The sequence below is a fragment of the Streptomyces sp. NPDC054796 genome, assembly GCF_053611545.1.
Genome location: NZ_JBSHAO010000027.1, coordinates 1 through 15,885 on the forward strand (window position 1 = coordinate 1; position 15,885 = coordinate 15,885).

Here is a 15,885-nt window from a genome sequence, read left to right on the forward strand (position 1 = left end):
GGGCCGGCGCTCATGGACGTAGAGCGCCGGCCCGCCGCTTTCTCGTGTGTACGGCCGCCTTCCTGGCCGGTCACCAGGCGGTGCCGGTCACCAGGCGGTGCGCTGGTCCTCGTTCGGGAGGAAGATCCACAGCGCGAGGTAGAGCAGGAACTGGGGGCCGGGGAGCAGGCAGGAAAGCAGGAAGATCACCCGCATGGTGGTGGGCTTCATGCCGAAGCGGTGGGCCAGTCCGGCGCACACACCGCCGATCATCCGGCCATGACGAGGGCGGGCAAGTGCGGACATGTCGGTGACTCCTTCGCTTCGTGAGGTATGTGTGCCTTGATGCTTCGACGGTAAGCCGCACGGCACCTCGTGGGCGTCGGTCTACGGGGCGATCCCGACCCTGGGAGCTCTCGGGGTCGAACCCTGAGCGCCCTGCGCCCCGTGGCCTGTGCCGCGCCCCGCGCCGTGGCCCGTGCCGCCGCGCCGGGCGAGCGGGCCCTTCGGCCGCGCCTCACCGGCGGTCCTGCGCAGCAGCCAGGCCCGCAGCGGAGGGAAGAGCAGCAGGCAGCTCAGGGCCACCCCCGCGGTGTTCAGCAGTACCGTGTCCACATTCACGACCTGGCCGGGGATGCCCGTCTGGAGCAGCGCCGTCCCCAGCGAGATCATCGCCCCGGCGAAGACCGTACGGGCACAGGTACCCGCCAGTCCGCGGTGCAGTCGTCCCGCGGCCAGGGGAAGCAGCACGCCGAGCGGCGCGAACATCAGCAGCCCGCAGCCGATGCTCTCCAGCGCGGCGTGCGGTCCGGCGGCGAGGTCGGAGCGGATCGTGGCGAAGGGCCGCAGGTTGCCGGGCGCGACCCAGGGCACGGCCAGGGGCCGCAGCGTCAGCCACCCGGCGATCAGCAGATGCGCGGTCAGCAGGACGAGTCCTGCGACGCGGATACGGGGAGTGGCGGTACCGCCGCCACTGACATCACGCTGCACGCCGGAGAGGACGCCACGACCGGCGGGCGCGGTTCCGGTGCTCTCCGTCACGCCCCTGTCACGCCCGTGTCACCGCGTGCGCCGCGTGCGTCCCGGCGTCGCCCCGTGCCCGTGTCCGTGCCCGTGTCCGACGTCAGACCCGGGTGCCCGCCGTTCTGGCCGCCTCCGGCCGCGTGCGCAGCGCTGTCTCGCACTCGTAGCGGCGCGGCGGTTCGTCCGCCTTGGCCGGGCCGCCCAGGGTCACCGACTTCTCGGCGTCCCCCGCCGGGGTGTTCGCGTAGGTGCAGACGATCTGCGCGAGCGCGAAGGCGGGCAGTTCGTCCGGGGCCGTGCTCAGCCGCAGCGTCGCGTCGGGGTCGCCCTCGCGGGGGGCCTCGGCCTCCAGGTCGCGCGGCACGGCCGTCTCGAAGCCTGCCGCGTGCTCCTCGGGGTACGGCTCGGCCTGCAACTCGTCCAGGAGTGTGCGCGCCGCGGTGAGCCGGTCCTTGTCCGTGGTCCCGTCGGGCAGGTCCACGCGGCGCTCGACGTGGGAGACGCGGGAGCTGCACACGAGGTAGATCCGTACCTGCGGATTCCCCTTGGCCTCGTCCGCGCTGTCGTCGTCCGCCCTGTCGACGGGCATGACGCAGCCCACCCGCGAGGGCGCGGCGCCCGCGTCCACGGGCACGGACGTGGCCCGGATGCCGCACCCGGCGAGGAGCAGCGCGGCCGTCGCGGTCCCGGCGGCGAGGGCCACGAGCCGCCAGGGTCCGGCAGCGCGCGCGGCCCCGGCAACGCGTCCCGTCGTCCCGTCGCCCCTCATCGGCTGCCCCCTTCGTCGCCGTCACCGTCGCCCCGGCCCGTGCCGGGGGTGTCGTCGCCCGGGTCCGCGTCCGGGTCGCCGTGGGCCTCGTCGTCCTCGGGGAGCGCGTTCGCGCCGTGGGGGAGGCGGAGGGTGAAGACGGCGCCGCCCTCGGGCGCGTTGTGCGCGGTGATCGAGCCGCCGTGGATGTGCGCGTTCTCCTGCGCGATGGACAGGCCCAGGCCGCTGCCCTCGGAGCGGGGGCGGGAGGCGCTGGCCTTGTAGAAGCGGTCGAAGACGTGCGGCAGCACCTCTTCGGGGATGCCGGGGCCCCGGTCAGCGACCTCGATCACCAGCACGTCGGGCTCCGTACGCACTGAGATCCGCACCGGCGAACCGCCGTGCTTCAGCGCGTTGCCGATCAGGTTCGCGAGGATGACGTCGAGCCTGCGGGGGTCGAGCCGCACCATGATGCCCCGGTCCGCGTCCAGCTCGACGGCGTCCAGCCAGGCCCGCGCGTCGATGCAGGCGGTCACCTGGTCGGCCACGTCCACGTCGTCGAGCACGACCTTGGCGGTGCCCGCGTCGAACCGGGTGACCTCCATCAGGTTCTCCACCAGGTCGTTGAGCCGACGGGTCTCGCTGACCACCAGCTGGACGGCGGGTGCGATCATCGGATCGAGGTTGTCCTGCTCCTCCTCCAGCACCTCGGTCACCGCCGAGATCGCGGTCATCGGGGTGCGCAGCTCGTGCGACATGTCCGCGACGAAGCGTCGGCTGGACGCCTCGCGGGCGCTCAGCTCGGCCACCCGCCGCTCCAGCGACGAGGCGGTCTGGTTGAACGTGCGCGACAGCTCGGCCAGTTCGTCCGTGCCCGACACCTTCAGCCGGGTGTCCAGCTTGCCCTCGCCCAGCCGGGTCGCCGCGTCCGCCAGTCTGCGCACGGGGCGCAGCACCGTGGTGGCGGCGGCCTGCGCGATGAGCATCGCGCCGATCAGCGCGAGCCCGGTGGCGATCCCGAGGGACCAGGCCAGCGAGTTGAGGTCGTCGCGCTCCGGCGCCAGCGACTTGAGCATGTAGCCCGAGGGCGTGCCCGTGTCGCTGTCACCGATGAGCTTCGCGCCGCCGACGAGATAGGGGTCGCCGTCGCTCTTCTTCGTGATCCGCTGCCAGTAGAGGTGGTACGGGTAGGAGTTGCCGTCGTCCACGGGGCGGCGCTTGGCGACGGCCTTGCGCAGCGCGGACGGCACGTCGGAGACGGCGAACGCGCTACGGTCCGACGCGACCGCGCACGGCTCGCCGCGCGCGTCCTCGCCGAAGAGGAGGACCTGGTAGTTCTGCGTGGTGCCCGCCATGTTCCGCGCCGCGTCGCGCAACTGCTCGCAGTCGAACTTGCGCGGCAGGCTGCCCGCGTTGTCCTCCATGGACTTGCGGAAGTCGTTGAGCGCGGCGTTCTGGGCGCGGGTGAGGACGGCGTCCCTGTTGAGCCAGTAGGCGATGCCCGAGGCCGAGACGGCGGCCGTCAGCGCGACCAGCGCGAACACGACGACGAGCCGCAGCCGCAGCGTCGGCAGCACCCCCGCGAACCACGCGCGCAGCCGGCCCGGCCGCGTCGCGTCTGTCACGAGGGAGTGTCCAGCCGGTAGCCGACGCCGCGCACGGTACGGATCAGGGTCGGGGACGAGGGCACGTCCTCGACCTTGGCGCGCAGCCGCTGCACACAGGCGTCGACGAGCCGCGAGTCACCGAGATAGTCGTGCTCCCACACCAGCCGCAGCAACTGCTGCCGCGACAGGGCCTGTCCCGGGCGCCTGCTCAGCTCCAGCAGGAGCCGCAGCTCCGTGGGGGTGAGCTGGAGGTCCTCGCCGTTCTTGGTCACCGTCATCGCCGAGCGGTCGATGACCAGGCTGCCGAACGTCGCCGCGTCGTTGGACTCCCGCTCGCCGCGCCGCATCACCGCGCGGATACGGGCGTCGAGCACCCGGCCCTGCACGGGCTTGACGACATAGTCGTCGGCGCCGGACTCCAGGCCCACCACCACGTCGATGTCGTCGCTGCGCGCGGTGAGCAGGATGATCGGCAACTGGTCGGTGCGGCGGATGCGGCGGCACACCTCGAAGCCGTCGATGCCCGGCAGCATCACGTCCAGCACGATCAGATCCGGCCGCTGCTCGCGCAGCAGTTTGAGGCCGTCCTCGCCGGACGCGGCGGTCACCACGCGATGACCCTGACGGGTCAACCCCATCTCCAGGGCCGTACGGACAGCGTCGTCGTCCTCGATCAGCAACAGGAAAGGCACGCGCGCCATTCTGGCCCATGGGCGGCCCGGACTTCGACCGCGGGCCTGTGAGGGGGCTGTGGCGGGTGCCGCGGTGGTGGGGGAGACGGGTGGCGGGGACGGGTGGCGGTAACGGATCACGCAACGATCACGGCGCACGGGAGATCCGGCCTGTGACACCCCTGTGACAGTCGGGGGACCTCGCGATGAAACTGGCGCGGCAAGGTTTACCGCATCGAGCAAGCGACCGGGATGGCTCCGAGGGGGGCGCAAAGATGAACACACTGCACCGCACCACTACCAGCGCAGTTATTCACACGCGCCTGCACACCCCTGCGGTTCCAACGAGCCGGATCGCGGAGAAGTCCGGTGCCGTGAGCGGGCGGGGGTGCGCTCGCGGCACCGGGCGTCAGCGTCCACAGCACATCGGTGCGGTGGAGGGTCTCAGGGGAGAGACCAGGGGGGAAGCGGAGTACAGGGAGGAATCGGGGGAGCGGAGCGAGAGCGTCTCGGAAGCGGAGTTCACCGCCTACGTACGCGAGCGCCGTGCCTCCCTGTACGCCACCGCCTACCACCTGACCGGTGACCGCTTCGAGGCCGAGGACCTGCTCCAGAGCGCGCTGTTCTCCACGTACCGCGCCTGGGACCGGATCAGCGACAAGGCGGCCGTCGGCGGTTATCTGCGCCGGACGATGACGAACCTGCACATCAGCGCGTGGCGCCGCCGCAAGCTGAACGAGTACCCGACGGAGGAGCTGCCGGAGACGCCGCACGACCAGGACGCGATGCGCGGTACCGAACTGCGCGCCGTGCTCTGGCAGGCGCTCGCCCGGCTCCCCGAACTCCAGCGCACGATGCTGGTCCTCCGCTACTACGAGGGCCGCACGGACCCGGAGATCGCGGAGATCCTCGACATCAGCGTCGGCACCGTCAAGAGCAGCATCTGGCGCTCGCTGCGCAGGCTGCGCGACGACGAGGTGCTCAGCTTCGGCCGGGACCAGGACGAGACCTTCGGCGAACTGGTCGCCTGACAGACGCCCGAGGGGGGCGTGGGGGCCACCGGGGGGTGGGGAAACGGGGATCACGGGGGATCCACGGGGGAAAGAGAGAGCGGGTCCAGCCGGCCGGGGGGTCTGGCTGGGCCCGCTCTTTCGTGTGCGCGGGTGCGTGACGTGCCCCGTCGCGCCGGGTCAGGCGCGCGGGCGCGCCGCCTCCCGGAGCCGGGCGATACGGGCCATCGCCTCGTCCCGCGCGCACGGCAGCGCTCCCAGCGCCCGGTGCCGCTCCACGATCGCGCCCTCGGCGCGCAGCAGCCGCCAGCCGCGGCGCAGCAGTACGGGCACCGACTTGCGGCCCTCGCGCAGGTCCCGCAGCAGCCGCCGCCGGAAGGTGGTGGAGGGGCGGCCGCGCAGGCAGATCGCCTCGGCCAGCACGCCCAGTTCACGGCAGCGGGCCACTATGTCGGCGGCGAAGATGCCCTCGGCGACGAACAGGGGCGCGCCGTCCAGGCGCAGTTCCTCCTCGCCGACGCGGGCGCTGGTGGCGATGTCGTACACCGGGGCCGTCGTACGGCCGCTCGCGCACAGCTCCACGACGGCGGCGACCGCCGCCTCCGCGTCCCAGGAGAGCGGGGAGTCCCAGTCGGTCCCGGCGGCGTCGGGGAGCCGGGGGAGGGTGGGGTCGTCGTGCTCCTTGTAGAAGTCGTCGAGGCGCAGCACCGGCAGCCCCGTGCGGGCCGAGAGGCGGGACTTGCCCGAGCCGGAGGGCCCGGTCAACAGGATGACGCGGGGGGCGCGGCGGGGCCCGGCGGAGGCGGGGGCGTGGGCGGTGCCGGGGGCGGTGCCGGTGTGGTGGGTGCTGGTCACGAGGAACCATTGTCGGTCATGGTTCCGAGCCGTGAACCCCCTCGGGACGGGGCGCTACGTGCCCCGTCCGCGCGGTCACTGGCGGTAGCCGTCGAGGAAGCGGCCGATGCGGCTGATGGCGGCGTCCAGGTCGTCCGCGTAGGGGAGGGTGAGGATGCGGAAGTGGTCGGGCGTGGGCCAGGCGAAGCCGGTGCCCTGGACGACCTGGATCTTCTCGCGCAGCAGCAGGTCCAGCACGAAGCGCTCGTCGTCGTGGATCTTGTGGACCTTGGGGTCCAGACGCGGGAAGGCGTAGAGCGCGCCCTTGGGCTTCACGCAGGAGACACCCGGGATGTCGTTGAGCCGTTCCCAGGCGCGGTCGCGCTGTTCGTGGAGCCTGCCGCCGGGGAGGACGAGGTCCTGGATGGACTGGCGTCCGCCGAGCGCGGCCTGGATGGCGTACTGCGCGGGGGCGTTGGGGCACAGCCGCATGGAGGCGAGCGTGCCCAGGCCCTCCAGATAGTTCTTCGCGTGCTGCTTGGGGCCCGAGACGACGAGCCAGCCGGAGCGGAACCCGGCCACGCGGTACGCCTTGGACAGGCCGCTGAAGGTCAGGCAGACGAGGTCGGGCGCGAGGGCGGCGGCGTGGTGGTGGACGGTGCCGTCGTAGAGGATCTTGTCGTAGATCTCGTCGGCGAAGACCATCAGATGGTGGCGGCGGGCGAGGTCGAGGATGCCTTCGAGGATCTCGCGCGGGTAGACGGCGCCCGTGGGGTTGTTGGGGTTGATGATCACGACGGCGCGGGTGCGGTCGGTGATCTTGGCGGCCATGTCCGCCAGGTCCGGGTACCAGTCGGAGGACTCGTCGCACATGTAGTGGACGGCCTTGCCGCCCGCCATCGTCGTCACGGCCGTCCACAGGGGGAAGTCGGGCGCGGGGATCAGGACTTCGTCGCCGTCGTCGACGAGCGCGTGCACGGCCATGGAGACGAGTTCGGAGACGCCGTTGCCGAGGTAGACGTCGTCCACGCCGGTGTCGGGCAGGCCGCGCTCCTGGTAGTGCTGGGCTACGGCGCGACGGGCCGGGAGGATGCCGCGCGAGTCGGTGTAGCCGTGGGCCTGGGGCAGCATCCGGATGACGTCCTGGAGGATCTCCTCCGGTGCCTCGAAGCCGAAGAGGGCCGGGTTGCCCGTGTTGAGGCGCAGGACGCTGTGGCCCGCCTCCTCCAGTGCGTCGGCCTGCTCGATGACCGGGCCGCGGATCTCGTAACAGACCTCGCTGAGCTTGCTCGACTGCCGGAACTCCATGGGTGGGCCTTCCTCTCGTCCCCGCCGTGTCCGCGTGGCCGTCGCGTGGCCCCCGCTTGCTTGGTTCTACCAAGTGGCCACTTGGAAAGTCCAACTTATTGCTTAGACTGCGTCGTATGCCACGCCGAACGCACCGCAGCTACGACCAGTTCTGCGCCATCGCCCGCGCCCTCGACCTCGCCGGGGACCGGTGGACCCTGCTGATCGTCCGGGAACTGCTGGCCGGGCCCCGCCGCTATACGGACCTGCACACCGATCTGCCGGGCGTCAGCACGGACATGCTGGCCACCCGGCTCAAGGACATGGAGCGCGACGGGCTCGCCGAGCGCAGGAAGCTGTCGCGGCCCGGCGCCGCGCACGTCTACGAGCTGACGGACAAGGGGCGCGGGCTGCTGCCCGTTCTCACCGCGCTGGCCGCGTTCGGCGCGCCCGAGCTGGCCGAGCGCCACGACACCGACGCGCTGCGCGCGCACTGGTTCGCGCTGCCGCTGCTGCGCGCGCTGGAGCGGGCGGCGGGGGCGTCGGGGGTGGCGGGTGCTGCGGGGGCGCATACCGTCGGCACCGTCGACGTCCAGCTGGACGAGGGCGCGTTCCATCTGCGGCTCGGCGCGGGCGGGGATGCGGGTGCGGGCGCCGTGTACGGGGAGGGTCCCGCCGAGCCCGCCGCCGACGTGCGGATCGAGCTGGACGTGGACGCGTGCGTGGGACTGGCCGAGGGTTCGCTGACGGTGGAGGCGGGGGCGAAGGACGGCACGGTCAGGGTGTGCGGGGAGGGGGCGCTGGCGCGGGCGCTTCGAGGAGAGGCGTAGGGGAGGGTTCCGGTTCGGGCGCTTCGCGTACGGCCGTCGTCCCGGGTCCGGAAACGGGGGAAGTGGCGTCGTGCGCGCGGTTATTGTCGCGGCACCGGGTGGCTCGCCCCACGAGTCACCGTGCTCTTCGCGCGAGGAGAAGCATGACCGCCGTCGCACCGCCCGCGTACTTCGACGCCTACGACGCCGTGCTGCGCCGGTGGCCCGCCGGGACCGAGACCGTCGAGGTGCCCTCGCTGTACGGCACCACCCGCGTCAACGTCCTCGGCCCGCGCGAGGCGCGCCCCCTCGTCCTGCTGCACGGGGGCGGCGCCACCTCCACCGTCTGGGCGGCGAACGTGGCCGCGCTCAGCCGTACGCACCGCGTCTGCGCCGTCGACCTCATCGGCGACCCGGGACGCAGCACGCTCGCCCCTGGCCAGCGGCTCACGGGCGTCGGGGACCTGATGGCCTGGCTGGACGGGGTGCTGGACCACTTCGCGCCCGGTGAGGGGGAGAGCGAGGGCGGCCAGGCGGTCCAGGCGGACCTGTGCGGGCACTCCTACGGTGCCTGGATCGCGCTCACCTACGCGCTGCACGCCACGGGACGCGTGCGCCGCCTCGCGCTCCTCGACCCCACCCAGTGCTTCGCGTCCTTCTCGCCGCGCTATCTGCTGCGGGCGCTGCCGCTGCTGCTGCGTCCGACGGCGGCGCGTGCGCGCGGGCTCGTCGACTGGGAGACGGGCGGCGCCGCGCTGGACCCCGACTGGCTGGAGCTGTACGCGCGGGGCACCTCCGACTTCCCCTCGGCCCGCCCCGTCACGGGCCCGCGCCCCTCCGCCGCACGACTGCGCGGGCTGACGGCGCCGTTGCTGGTGCTGCTCGCGGGGGAGAGCCGCGCGCACGACGTGCGTCGGGTCGCGGCGGGGGCGCGGCGCGCGGTGCCCGGGGCCGTCGTGGAGACGCTGCCCGGCGTCTCGCACCACGCGCTCCCGCTGCACGCGCCCGCCTCGGCGCGGCTCGACGAGCGCCTCACGGACTTCTTCGGGGACGACGGCCGCTGACGAGCGGTTCTTCGGCGGGCGGGACTTCGGTACCGGTCCCGTCGCCGTCGTCCAAGAGCCCCGCCGGGCGTGGCACGGACGGTTCGGGCAGGGTGCGGAACAGCAGCCAGCTCAGTGCGGGCATCAGGATCAGTGGCGCCAGGGCCGTCCGCAGGGACGTCGCGTCGGCGACGGCGCCGATGAGGGGGCTCGCGAGACCGCCGACGCTGACGGTCAGACCGAGCGTGATGCCGCCCGCCGTGCCGACGTGCGAGGGCAGATAGTCCTGCCCGAGCGTGACCTGGAGCGAGAACGGCACGTACAGGCCGACCGACGTCAGCGCGACGAACACGTACAGCGCCGGACCCGGCACGCAGACCACGCCTGCGACCGATCCGGCCGAGAGCAGATACGACCAGCGGGCGACGGTGACCCGGTCCCAGCGGTCGGCCAGCGCGCCGCCCAGCACGGAGCCCACCGCGCCGCCGAGGTAGAGCACGACGAGGGCCGCGGTGCCCGCCGTCGTGCTGCCGCCCATCCGTTCCCCGGCGAACAGCGAGAGGAAGGCGAGCGCGTTCATCGACGTCTTCCGGCGCACCTTCGGGCACACGCCGGGCACGCACCAGCAGGCCGCCCGTCACGGCTGAGACCGGGGCCGGGGCCCAGCCGTGACGGGCGCGACGCTCAGGCCCCCACGGGGTGCCAGACCGTCTTCGTCTCCAGGAACGCGAGCAGCCGCTCCGTGCCGGGGTCCGCGCTCCAGTCGGCGGCGCCTTCGCCGGGCCGTACGACCCGCTTCAGGTTGTCGGCCGCCGCCACCTCAAGCTCCGTCGCCAGCTCCGCGTCCCCCGCCCCTGTGCCGGTGGCGCCCGTGGCGCCCGCGAGGTCGATCGCGTTGACGTCCTGGTGCGCCGCGAGCGGGACGGCCAGCTCGCGGGTACGGCCCGCGAGGACGTTCACCACGCCGCCCGGCACGTCGGAGGTGGCCAGCACCTCGGCCAGCGCGAGTGCGGGGAGGGGACGGTCCTCGGACGCGACGACGACCGCCGTGTTGCCCGTGACGAGGACCGGGGCCAGCACCGAGACCAGGCCCAGGAACGACGACTTCTGCGGGGCCAGCACCGCGACCACGCCCGTGGGCTCGGGCGAGGAGAGGTTGAAGTACGGGCCCGCGACGGGGTTGGCCGACCCGGCGATCTGCGCCACCTTGTCCGACCAGCCCGCGTACCAGACCCAGCGGTCGACGGCCGCGTCCACCTGGGCCGCCGCCTTGGCCCGAGGCAGGCCCTCCGCCGACGCGACCTCGGCCGTGAACTGCTCGCGGCGGCCCTCCAGCATCTCCGCGACGCGGTAGAGGACCTGGCCGCGGTTGTAGGCCGTCGCGCCCGACCAGCCGCCGAACGCCTTGCGGGCCGCCGACACCGCGTCCCGCGCGTCCTTGCGGGAGGACAGCGGCGCGTTGGCCAGCCATGTGCCCTTGGAGTCGGTCACCTCGTACACCCGCCCGCTCTCGGACCGGGGGAACTTGCCCCCGACGTACAGCTTGTAGGTCTTGAAGACCGGCAGTCGCTCAGCGCGCTCAGACATCGAGGTAGCCCTCCAGACCGTGACGGCCGCCCTCGCGGCCCGAACCCGACTCCTTGTAGCCGCCGAAGGGGGAGGCCGGATCGAACTTGTTGAACGTGTTGGACCAGACGACCCCGGCCCGCAGCTCCCGCGCCATCTTGAGCATCCGCGAGCCCTTCTCCGTCCACACACCCGCCGACAGGCCGTACGGCGTGTTGTTGGCCTTGGCCACGGCCTCGTCCGGGGTGCGGAAGGTGAGGACGGACAGCACGGGGCCGAAGATCTCCTCGCGGGCGATCCGGTGCGCCTGGGTGACGCCCGTGAAGAGCGTCGGCGCGAACCAGTAGCCGCTGGAGGGCAGTTCGCACGGCGCCGACCAGCGCTCCGCGCCCTCCGTCTCGCCGGAGTCGGCCAGCTCGCTGATCCGGGCGAGCTGCTCGGCGGAGTTGATGGCGCCGACGTCGGTGTTCTTGTCGAGCGGGTCGCCGACGCGCAGCGTGGACAGCCGCCGCTTGAGCGCGTCGAGCAGCTCGTCCTGCACCGACTCCTGCACCAGCAGCCGCGAACCGGCGCAGCAGACCTGGCCCTGGTTGAAGAAAATGCCGTTGACGATGCCCTCGACGGCCTGGTCGAGCGGCGCGTCGTCGAAGACGATGTTGGCGCCCTTGCCGCCCAGTTCGAGGGTGACCTTCTTCCTGGTGCCCGCCGCCGTACGGGCGATCTCCTTGCCGACGGCCGTCGAGCCCGTGAACGCGATCTTGTCGATGTCCGGGTGCCCGACGAGCGCCGCGCCCGTCGCGCCGTCGCCCGTGACGATGTTGACGACGCCCCTGGGCAGCCCCGCCTGGCGGCAGATGTCCGCGAAGAAGAGAGCGGAGAGCGGCGTCGTCTCGGCGGGCTTGAGCACCACGGTGTTGCCGGTGGCCAGCGCCGGGGCGATCTTCCAGGCCAGCATCAGGAGGGGGAAGTTCCACGGGATGACCTGGCCCGCGACGCCCAGCGGCCTGGGGTCGGGGCCGTAGCCCGCGTAGGCCAGCTTGTCGGCCCAGCCCGCGTAGTAGAAGAAGTGGGCGGCGACGAGCGGGAGGTCGCCGTCGCGCGTCTCGCGGATCGGCTTGCCGTTGTCCAGCGTCTCCAGGACCGCCAGCTCGCGCGAGCGCTCCTGGATGATGCGGGCGATGCGGAACAGGTACTTCGCGCGCTCGGCGCCCGGCAGCGCCGACCACGTCCCGAACGCCTTGCGGGCCGCCTTCACCGCGCGGTCGACGTCCTCGGCGTCGGCCTGCGTGTACTCGGACAGCACCTCCTCGGTGGCGGGCGAGACTGTCTTGCGCAGACCGCCGCCCGTGCCCGAGCCGGTGCCCCCGCCCGTACCCTCGGTGAACTCGCCGTCGATGAAGAGGCCGTAGCTCGGGGCGATGTCGACGACCGCGCGGGACTCCGGAGCCGGCGCGTACTCGAAAGCTGCCATGGGTCAGTCCACCGTCACGTAGTCGGGGCCGGAGTAGCGGCCGGTGCTCAGCTTCTGGCGCTGCATCAGCAGGTCGTTGAGGAGGCTGGAGGCGCCGAAGCGGAACAGCGCCGGGTCCAGCCAGGCGTCGTCCAGCGTCTCGTTCACCATCACCAGGTACTTGATCGCGTCCTTCGACGTCCGGATGCCCCCGGCGGGCTTCACGCCCACCCGGGTGCCCGTCGCCGCGTGGAAGTCCCGTACGGCCTCCAGCATCAGCAGCGTGTTGGGCGGCGTCGCGTTCACCGCGACCTTGCCGGTCGACGTCTTGATGAAGTCAGCGCCCGCGAGCATCGCCAGCCAGGAGGCGCGGCGGATGTTGTCGTACGTGGACAGCTCGCCGTTCTCGAAGATCACCTTCAGGTGCGCGGCCTCGCCGTCGGCGCGGCGGCAGGTGTCCTTGACGGCGGTGATCTCCTCGAAGACCTGCATATAGCGGCCGGCGAGGAACGCGCCTCGGTCGATCACCATGTCGACCTCGTCCGCGCCAGCGGCGACGGCGTCCCTGGTGTCGGCGAGCTTGACGGGCACGGAGGCGCGCCCGGCGGGGAAGGCGGTGGCCACGGACGCGACATGGATGCCGCTGCCCTCCAGCGCCTCCTTCGCGGTGGCCACCATGTCCGGGTACACGCAGATCGCGGCGACGCGGGGCACGGTGCGGTCGGTGGGGTCGGGTCGCGCACCCTTGGCGCAGAGCGCGCGGACCTTGCCGGGGGTGTCGGCGCCCTCCAGGGTGGTCAGGTCGATCATCGAGATGGCCAGGTCGATGGCGTACGCCTTGGCCGACGTCTTCACCGAGCGCGTGCCGAGGGTCGCGGCGCGGGCCTCGAGGCCGACCGCGTCGACGCCGGGCAGGCCGTGGAGATAGCGGCGCAACGCCGCGTCGGACGAGGTCACGTCCGCCAGTGCGGGAGCAGTAGGCATGGTCACCAGGGCAGCATATCTACACGCGTAGCGTCGTGGGTGGGCCCCGGAAACGGATCGATGCCGGACCGCAACGTCCGCCATGCGGACGTTCCGGCAGAATCGGCCCTATGACGAGCGAGTCCCGGCCGCCCGAGCGCGAGTCCGCATCCGAGCCCGAATCCGCGCCCGAGGGCGTGTCCGAGGGCGTGTCCGAGGGTGGGTCCGCGCACGGGCCCGCACCCGTGAAGTACGAGGACCGCTGCTACCGCTCACCGGCCGGGATGGCCGGGGGCGCGCTGCTGCTCGCGCTGGGCGTGTGGCTCGGGGTGGACGGGGTGCTCAACGGCTCGGGCCGCACCCCCTGGGTCGCCCTCGCGGGGCTCCTGCTGATGGCCCCGCTGGTGATCGCGTTCACGCTGCGGCCCGCGGTGTACGCGGGGGACGAGCGGATGCGGGTGCGCAACCCCTTCCGCACCGTCACCGTGCCGTGGGGCGCGGTGGAGTCGGTGCGCTCCGGGTACTCCAGCGAGGTGCTGGCGGACGGCAAGAAGTACCAGCTCTGGGCGATCCCGGTCTCCCTGCGCGCCCGCAAGAAGGCGGCCCGCCACAACGAGAACGTCGCCGCCGGCCGCCCGCCCTCGCGCGGCTTCGGCCTCTTCGGGCCCGGCGCCCAGACGTCCCAGATCCACGACACCTCCGAGCGCCGCGCCCCCTCCGACCAGGCCATCGACGAACTCCGCGCCCTGGCCGAACGCCACGGCGAAGCCGCCCCGGCCCAGGGCAGGGTCACGGTCCGCTGGGCCTACGAGATCCTCGCCCCGGCGGTGGCGGGTGCTGTGGCACTGGCGGTGCTGCTGGGCATGGGGTGACGGGCCGCTGACGCCACGGGGGTGGACGCTCACCTCAAGGAGCTGCGCCCGGCGAGTTCGGGGAGCACGGAGGTCCGGATTCTCTTTGTCTTTGATCCGGAGCGGGAGGCGATCCTCTAGGGCCGAGTCGGAGGAGGGCTGATGAGCGAGCACAGCAGTTGGGGCGAGGTGAAGGGGCGGATGCGTGAGCGCTCCGCACCGGTGTCCGAGACGGAGTGGGAGTCCCGTAAGCAGGCGGCGCGTCTCGCGACGGAAGCGTATGTGCTGGGGCACCACCTGCGAGAGCTGCGGGAGGAGCAGGGGCTGACACAAGCGCAGGTAGCGGCGTCCCTGGGCATCTCGCAGGCGCGGGTGTCACAGGTCGAGCGTGGCGAGATCCACCAACTGGAGACCATGTGCACCTACGCCGCCGCGCTCGGTGCGAAGGTGACGCTGGCTCTTGAGTACGAGGGGCGCGTCATCGGGGCCGCCTCGTGACGGGCCGAAGAGTCCCAGGAGCCCGTTCTCCCGATGCGAGGGGGTCAGGGTGGGCCGGGCCGCCCCGGCGCCTTGCCCGGGGGCCGGGGGTCGGGGGCCGGGTGACCATGTCGCGAATCCGCCAGTGCTGCGCTCTCCGCGCGGTCATGCTCGACGTATGCAGGCACAGCGGGCAGCGCGAGCGAAGGCGAATCCACGGCGGGACGGAGCGAGGGTGCACGCCGTCGTCGACAGTCCCTATGACCCCCTCACGCTGGTCGCGGCGGACGGGCATCTCGTCGGGCTGTACATGGTCGACCAGCGGCACCGGCCGGACGACAGCTGCTTCGGCGAGCGTGTGCGGTCCTGTGACGAGCCCGTGCTGGCCGAGACGGAGCGGCAGTTGGGGGAGTTCTTCGCGGGGGAGCGCGAGACGTTCGGCCTTCCGCTGAAGCCCGAGGGCACCGCCTTCCAGCAGCGGGTCTGGGCCGCGCTGGCCCAGATCCCGTACGGCCGCACCTGGACCTACGGCGAACTCGCCGCGCACATCGGCAGCCCGTCGGCCTCGCGCGCGGTGGGCCTCGCCAACGGCAAGAACCCGATCGGCGTGATCCTGCCCTGCCACCGCGTGGTCGGAGCCGACGGCAGCCTCACCGGCTACGGCGGCGGTCTGGAGCGCAAGCGGGCGCTGCTGCGGCACGAGGGGGCACTGCCGTCAGGGGCGGCGCCGGGTGCGAGGGGCGTCAGGGGCGCGACGGAGCAGCAGATGCTCGCCTTCTGACGGCTCCGTTTCCGCGAGGGCGACCATGCCCCGCGCCACCGCGCCACCGCGCCGAGGCCGTTCCGCCGGTGAGCGCGGCAGCGGCCGGTGAACCGCCGACGGCGGCCCGGACCGTCAGGTCCGGGTCGGTGGTGCGCTCATCGCTGCCGTCAGGAACGTGATCGCCCAGCGCCGGGCCGCCTCGCCCGCTACGGGGGACGCGCAGCCGGGGGAGGGCCGCTGGTGGGCCTCGAGGCGGTCGACGGCCGTCACGGCGAGGATCCCCCGCATCCGGAACCGCAGTTCCTCCGGGGAGAGGCCGGGCAGTACGCGTGCGAAGGCCGCGAGGTAGCGCTCGCGGACCGTGTCCTCGGCCGGTCCTGTCCAGCCGCGTGCCTCATCGGCCGGGTCGCTGAGGATCGTCATGATCAGCCGGGATCTCCGGGCGCCGCCCTCGTCGCCGGCCGGCATCCCGTCGAACAGTGGCCCCGCGAATGCCTCCACCAGTTCGCCGACCGCCGGGTCGGGGGCCCTGGCGAGCAATGCGTCGAGCCCGGCGCACTGGGCGGCGTTGATGGGCTCGATCACGCGGCGGGCGACCGCGGCCATCAGCTCCGCCTTCGAGCCGAAGTGGTAGCCGACGGCGGCCAGGTTTGCTCCGGCGAGTCCGGTGATCGCGCGGACCGAGGTGCCGCGGTATCCGTGCTCGGCGAAGAGGTGCTCGGCCGCGTCGAGGATCTGGGTGCGGGTGTCCGGGGTCGCCACACGAGGGACTATACATGTGTTTGAATGAAACGAACGTATGAT

At 72.7% G+C, this 15,885-nt stretch carries 17 protein-coding genes and 2 pseudogenes; 7 read left to right on the top strand and 12 right to left on the bottom strand.

Features of this window, described 5'->3' with window-relative positions; all coding sequences use genetic code 11:
- Window positions 1-87: 87 nt before the first annotated feature.
- The 5 genes from ACWGJ2_RS22150 to afsQ1 all read right to left on the bottom strand — a co-directional run bounded on the left by ACWGJ2_RS22150 (window position 88) and on the right by afsQ1 (window position 4,049).
- The gene (locus ACWGJ2_RS22150) at window positions 88-285 is read right to left on the bottom strand and encodes a PspC domain-containing protein (RefSeq protein WP_453347890.1); all 198 of its coding nucleotides are present in this window, start codon (window positions 283-285) and stop codon (window positions 88-90) included.
- 81 nt (window positions 286-366) lie between these two features.
- Window positions 367-969, bottom strand: coding sequence for a VanZ family protein (locus ACWGJ2_RS22155; protein ID WP_453348001.1), 603 nt, complete (start codon window positions 967-969; stop codon window positions 367-369).
- 133 nt (window positions 970-1,102) lie between these two features.
- Window positions 1,103-1,771 (bottom strand): hypothetical protein, encoded by a 669-nt coding sequence (locus ACWGJ2_RS22160; RefSeq protein WP_453347891.1) that lies wholly within the window; start codon window positions 1,769-1,771, stop codon window positions 1,103-1,105.
- Window positions 1,768-3,375, bottom strand: coding sequence for an ATP-binding protein (locus ACWGJ2_RS22165; protein WP_453347892.1), 1,608 nt, complete (start codon window positions 3,373-3,375; stop codon window positions 1,768-1,770). The genes ACWGJ2_RS22160 and ACWGJ2_RS22165 overlap by 4 nt, the downstream gene beginning before the upstream one ends.
- Window positions 3,372-4,049 carry a two-component system response regulator AfsQ1 gene (gene afsQ1, locus ACWGJ2_RS22170; RefSeq protein WP_453347893.1) on the bottom strand — a complete coding sequence of 226 codons (678 nt, stop codon included), beginning with the start codon at window positions 4,047-4,049 and terminating at the stop codon, window positions 3,372-3,374. The genes ACWGJ2_RS22165 and afsQ1 overlap by 4 nt, the downstream gene beginning before the upstream one ends.
- Before the next feature lie 254 nt (window positions 4,050-4,303).
- Between afsQ1 and ACWGJ2_RS22175 the strand changes: the two genes are divergently transcribed.
- Complete coding sequence (locus tag ACWGJ2_RS22175; RefSeq protein WP_453347894.1) at window positions 4,304-5,059, top strand: SigE family RNA polymerase sigma factor; 756 nt, start codon at window positions 4,304-4,306, stop codon at window positions 5,057-5,059.
- A gap of 159 nt (window positions 5,060-5,218) precedes the next feature.
- On the opposite strand, the gene ACWGJ2_RS22180 is transcribed toward ACWGJ2_RS22175, so the two are convergent.
- Both ACWGJ2_RS22180 and ACWGJ2_RS22185 read right to left on the bottom strand, forming a co-directional pair.
- A complete protein-coding gene (locus ACWGJ2_RS22180; protein ID WP_453348002.1) occupies window positions 5,219-5,809 on the bottom strand; it encodes a uridine kinase in 591 nt (196 codons plus the stop codon).
- 159 nt (window positions 5,810-5,968) lie between these two features.
- A complete protein-coding gene (locus ACWGJ2_RS22185) occupies window positions 5,969-7,180 on the bottom strand; it encodes a pyridoxal phosphate-dependent aminotransferase (RefSeq protein ID WP_453347895.1) in 1,212 nt (403 codons plus the stop codon).
- A gap of 116 nt (window positions 7,181-7,296) precedes the next feature.
- Between ACWGJ2_RS22185 and ACWGJ2_RS22190 the strand changes: the two genes are divergently transcribed.
- Both ACWGJ2_RS22190 and ACWGJ2_RS22195 read left to right on the top strand, forming a co-directional pair.
- On the top strand, window positions 7,297-7,989 hold the full coding sequence (locus ACWGJ2_RS22190) for a winged helix-turn-helix transcriptional regulator (protein ID WP_453347896.1): 693 nt from the start codon (window positions 7,297-7,299) through the stop codon (window positions 7,987-7,989).
- Between the two features lie 143 nt (window positions 7,990-8,132).
- Window positions 8,133-9,032: an alpha/beta fold hydrolase gene (locus tag ACWGJ2_RS22195; RefSeq protein WP_453347897.1), complete on the top strand. Its 900-nt coding sequence runs from the start codon at window positions 8,133-8,135 to the stop codon at window positions 9,030-9,032.
- Here the strand turns inward: ACWGJ2_RS22195 and ACWGJ2_RS22200 are convergent.
- The 4 genes and pseudogenes from ACWGJ2_RS22200 to deoC all read right to left on the bottom strand — a co-directional run.
- A pseudogene (locus tag ACWGJ2_RS22200) lies at window positions 9,001-9,576 on the bottom strand (MFS transporter); the annotation flags it as partial. The gene ACWGJ2_RS22195 and the pseudogene ACWGJ2_RS22200 overlap by 32 nt on opposite strands.
- Before the next feature lie 119 nt (window positions 9,577-9,695).
- Entirely contained in the window at window positions 9,696-10,598 is a 903-nt protein-coding gene (locus ACWGJ2_RS22205) for an aldehyde dehydrogenase family protein (RefSeq protein ID WP_453347898.1), read from the bottom strand.
- Complete coding sequence (locus ACWGJ2_RS22210; protein WP_453347899.1) at window positions 10,591-12,048, bottom strand: aldehyde dehydrogenase family protein; 1,458 nt, start codon at window positions 12,046-12,048, stop codon at window positions 10,591-10,593. The genes ACWGJ2_RS22205 and ACWGJ2_RS22210 overlap by 8 nt, the downstream gene beginning before the upstream one ends.
- 3 nt (window positions 12,049-12,051) lie before the next feature.
- Window positions 12,052-13,011, bottom strand: a complete 960-nt coding sequence (deoC, locus tag ACWGJ2_RS22215) for a deoxyribose-phosphate aldolase (protein ID WP_453348003.1) — start codon at window positions 13,009-13,011, stop codon at window positions 12,052-12,054.
- 110 nt (window positions 13,012-13,121) lie between these two features.
- Here deoC and ACWGJ2_RS22220 point away from each other — a divergent pair, with 110 nt between their 5' ends.
- The 4 genes and pseudogenes from ACWGJ2_RS22220 (at window position 13,122) to ACWGJ2_RS22235 (ending at window position 15,099) form a co-directional block, all read left to right on the top strand.
- Window positions 13,122-13,862, top strand: a complete 741-nt coding sequence (locus ACWGJ2_RS22220; protein WP_453347900.1) for a PH domain-containing protein — start codon at window positions 13,122-13,124, stop codon at window positions 13,860-13,862.
- 30 nt (window positions 13,863-13,892) lie between these two features.
- Window positions 13,893-13,979, top strand: a pseudogene (locus ACWGJ2_RS22225) (type II toxin-antitoxin system RelE/ParE family toxin); the annotation flags it as partial.
- A gap of 24 nt (window positions 13,980-14,003) precedes the next feature.
- Window positions 14,004-14,339 (top strand): helix-turn-helix domain-containing protein, encoded by a 336-nt coding sequence (locus ACWGJ2_RS22230; protein WP_453347901.1) that lies wholly within the window; start codon window positions 14,004-14,006, stop codon window positions 14,337-14,339.
- 157 nt (window positions 14,340-14,496) lie between these two features.
- Window positions 14,497-15,099, top strand: coding sequence for a methylated-DNA--[protein]-cysteine S-methyltransferase (locus ACWGJ2_RS22235; protein ID WP_453347902.1), 603 nt, complete (start codon window positions 14,497-14,499; stop codon window positions 15,097-15,099).
- A 114-nt stretch (window positions 15,100-15,213) separates the two neighbouring features.
- Here ACWGJ2_RS22235 and ACWGJ2_RS22240 read toward each other — a convergent pair whose 3' ends face one another.
- Window positions 15,214-15,843: a TetR/AcrR family transcriptional regulator gene (locus ACWGJ2_RS22240; RefSeq protein ID WP_453347903.1), complete on the bottom strand. Its 630-nt coding sequence runs from the start codon at window positions 15,841-15,843 to the stop codon at window positions 15,214-15,216.
- Window positions 15,844-15,885 lie beyond the last annotated feature (42 nt).

What these genes read in the sequence shown, in the direction of transcription:
- ACWGJ2_RS22205 (WP_453347898.1), bottom strand. Translation starts at nt 10,598, where the DNA reads ATGTCTGAGCGCGCTGAGCGACTGCCGGTCTTCAAGACCTACAAGCTG.
- ACWGJ2_RS22210 (WP_453347899.1), bottom strand. Translation starts at nt 12,048, where the DNA reads ATGGCAGCTTTCGAGTACGCGCCGGCTCCGGAGTCCCGCGCGGTCGTC.
- ACWGJ2_RS22220 (WP_453347900.1), top strand. Translation starts at nt 13,122, where the DNA reads ATGACGAGCGAGTCCCGGCCGCCCGAGCGCGAGTCCGCATCCGAGCCC.
- ACWGJ2_RS22175 (WP_453347894.1), top strand. Translation starts at nt 4,304, where the DNA reads ATGAACACACTGCACCGCACCACTACCAGCGCAGTTATTCACACGCGC.
- ACWGJ2_RS22185 (WP_453347895.1), bottom strand. Translation starts at nt 7,180, where the DNA reads ATGGAGTTCCGGCAGTCGAGCAAGCTCAGCGAGGTCTGTTACGAGATC.
- deoC (WP_453348003.1), bottom strand. Translation starts at nt 13,011, where the DNA reads ATGCCTACTGCTCCCGCACTGGCGGACGTGACCTCGTCCGACGCGGCG.
- ACWGJ2_RS22150 (WP_453347890.1), bottom strand. Translation starts at nt 285, where the DNA reads ATGTCCGCACTTGCCCGCCCTCGTCATGGCCGGATGATCGGCGGTGTG.
- ACWGJ2_RS22235 (WP_453347902.1), top strand. Translation starts at nt 14,497, where the DNA reads ATGCAGGCACAGCGGGCAGCGCGAGCGAAGGCGAATCCACGGCGGGAC.
- ACWGJ2_RS22230 (WP_453347901.1), top strand. Translation starts at nt 14,004, where the DNA reads ATGAGCGAGCACAGCAGTTGGGGCGAGGTGAAGGGGCGGATGCGTGAG.
- ACWGJ2_RS22195 (WP_453347897.1), top strand. Translation starts at nt 8,133, where the DNA reads ATGACCGCCGTCGCACCGCCCGCGTACTTCGACGCCTACGACGCCGTG.
- ACWGJ2_RS22160 (WP_453347891.1), bottom strand. Translation starts at nt 1,771, where the DNA reads ATGAGGGGCGACGGGACGACGGGACGCGTTGCCGGGGCCGCGCGCGCT.
- ACWGJ2_RS22190 (WP_453347896.1), top strand. Translation starts at nt 7,297, where the DNA reads ATGCCACGCCGAACGCACCGCAGCTACGACCAGTTCTGCGCCATCGCC.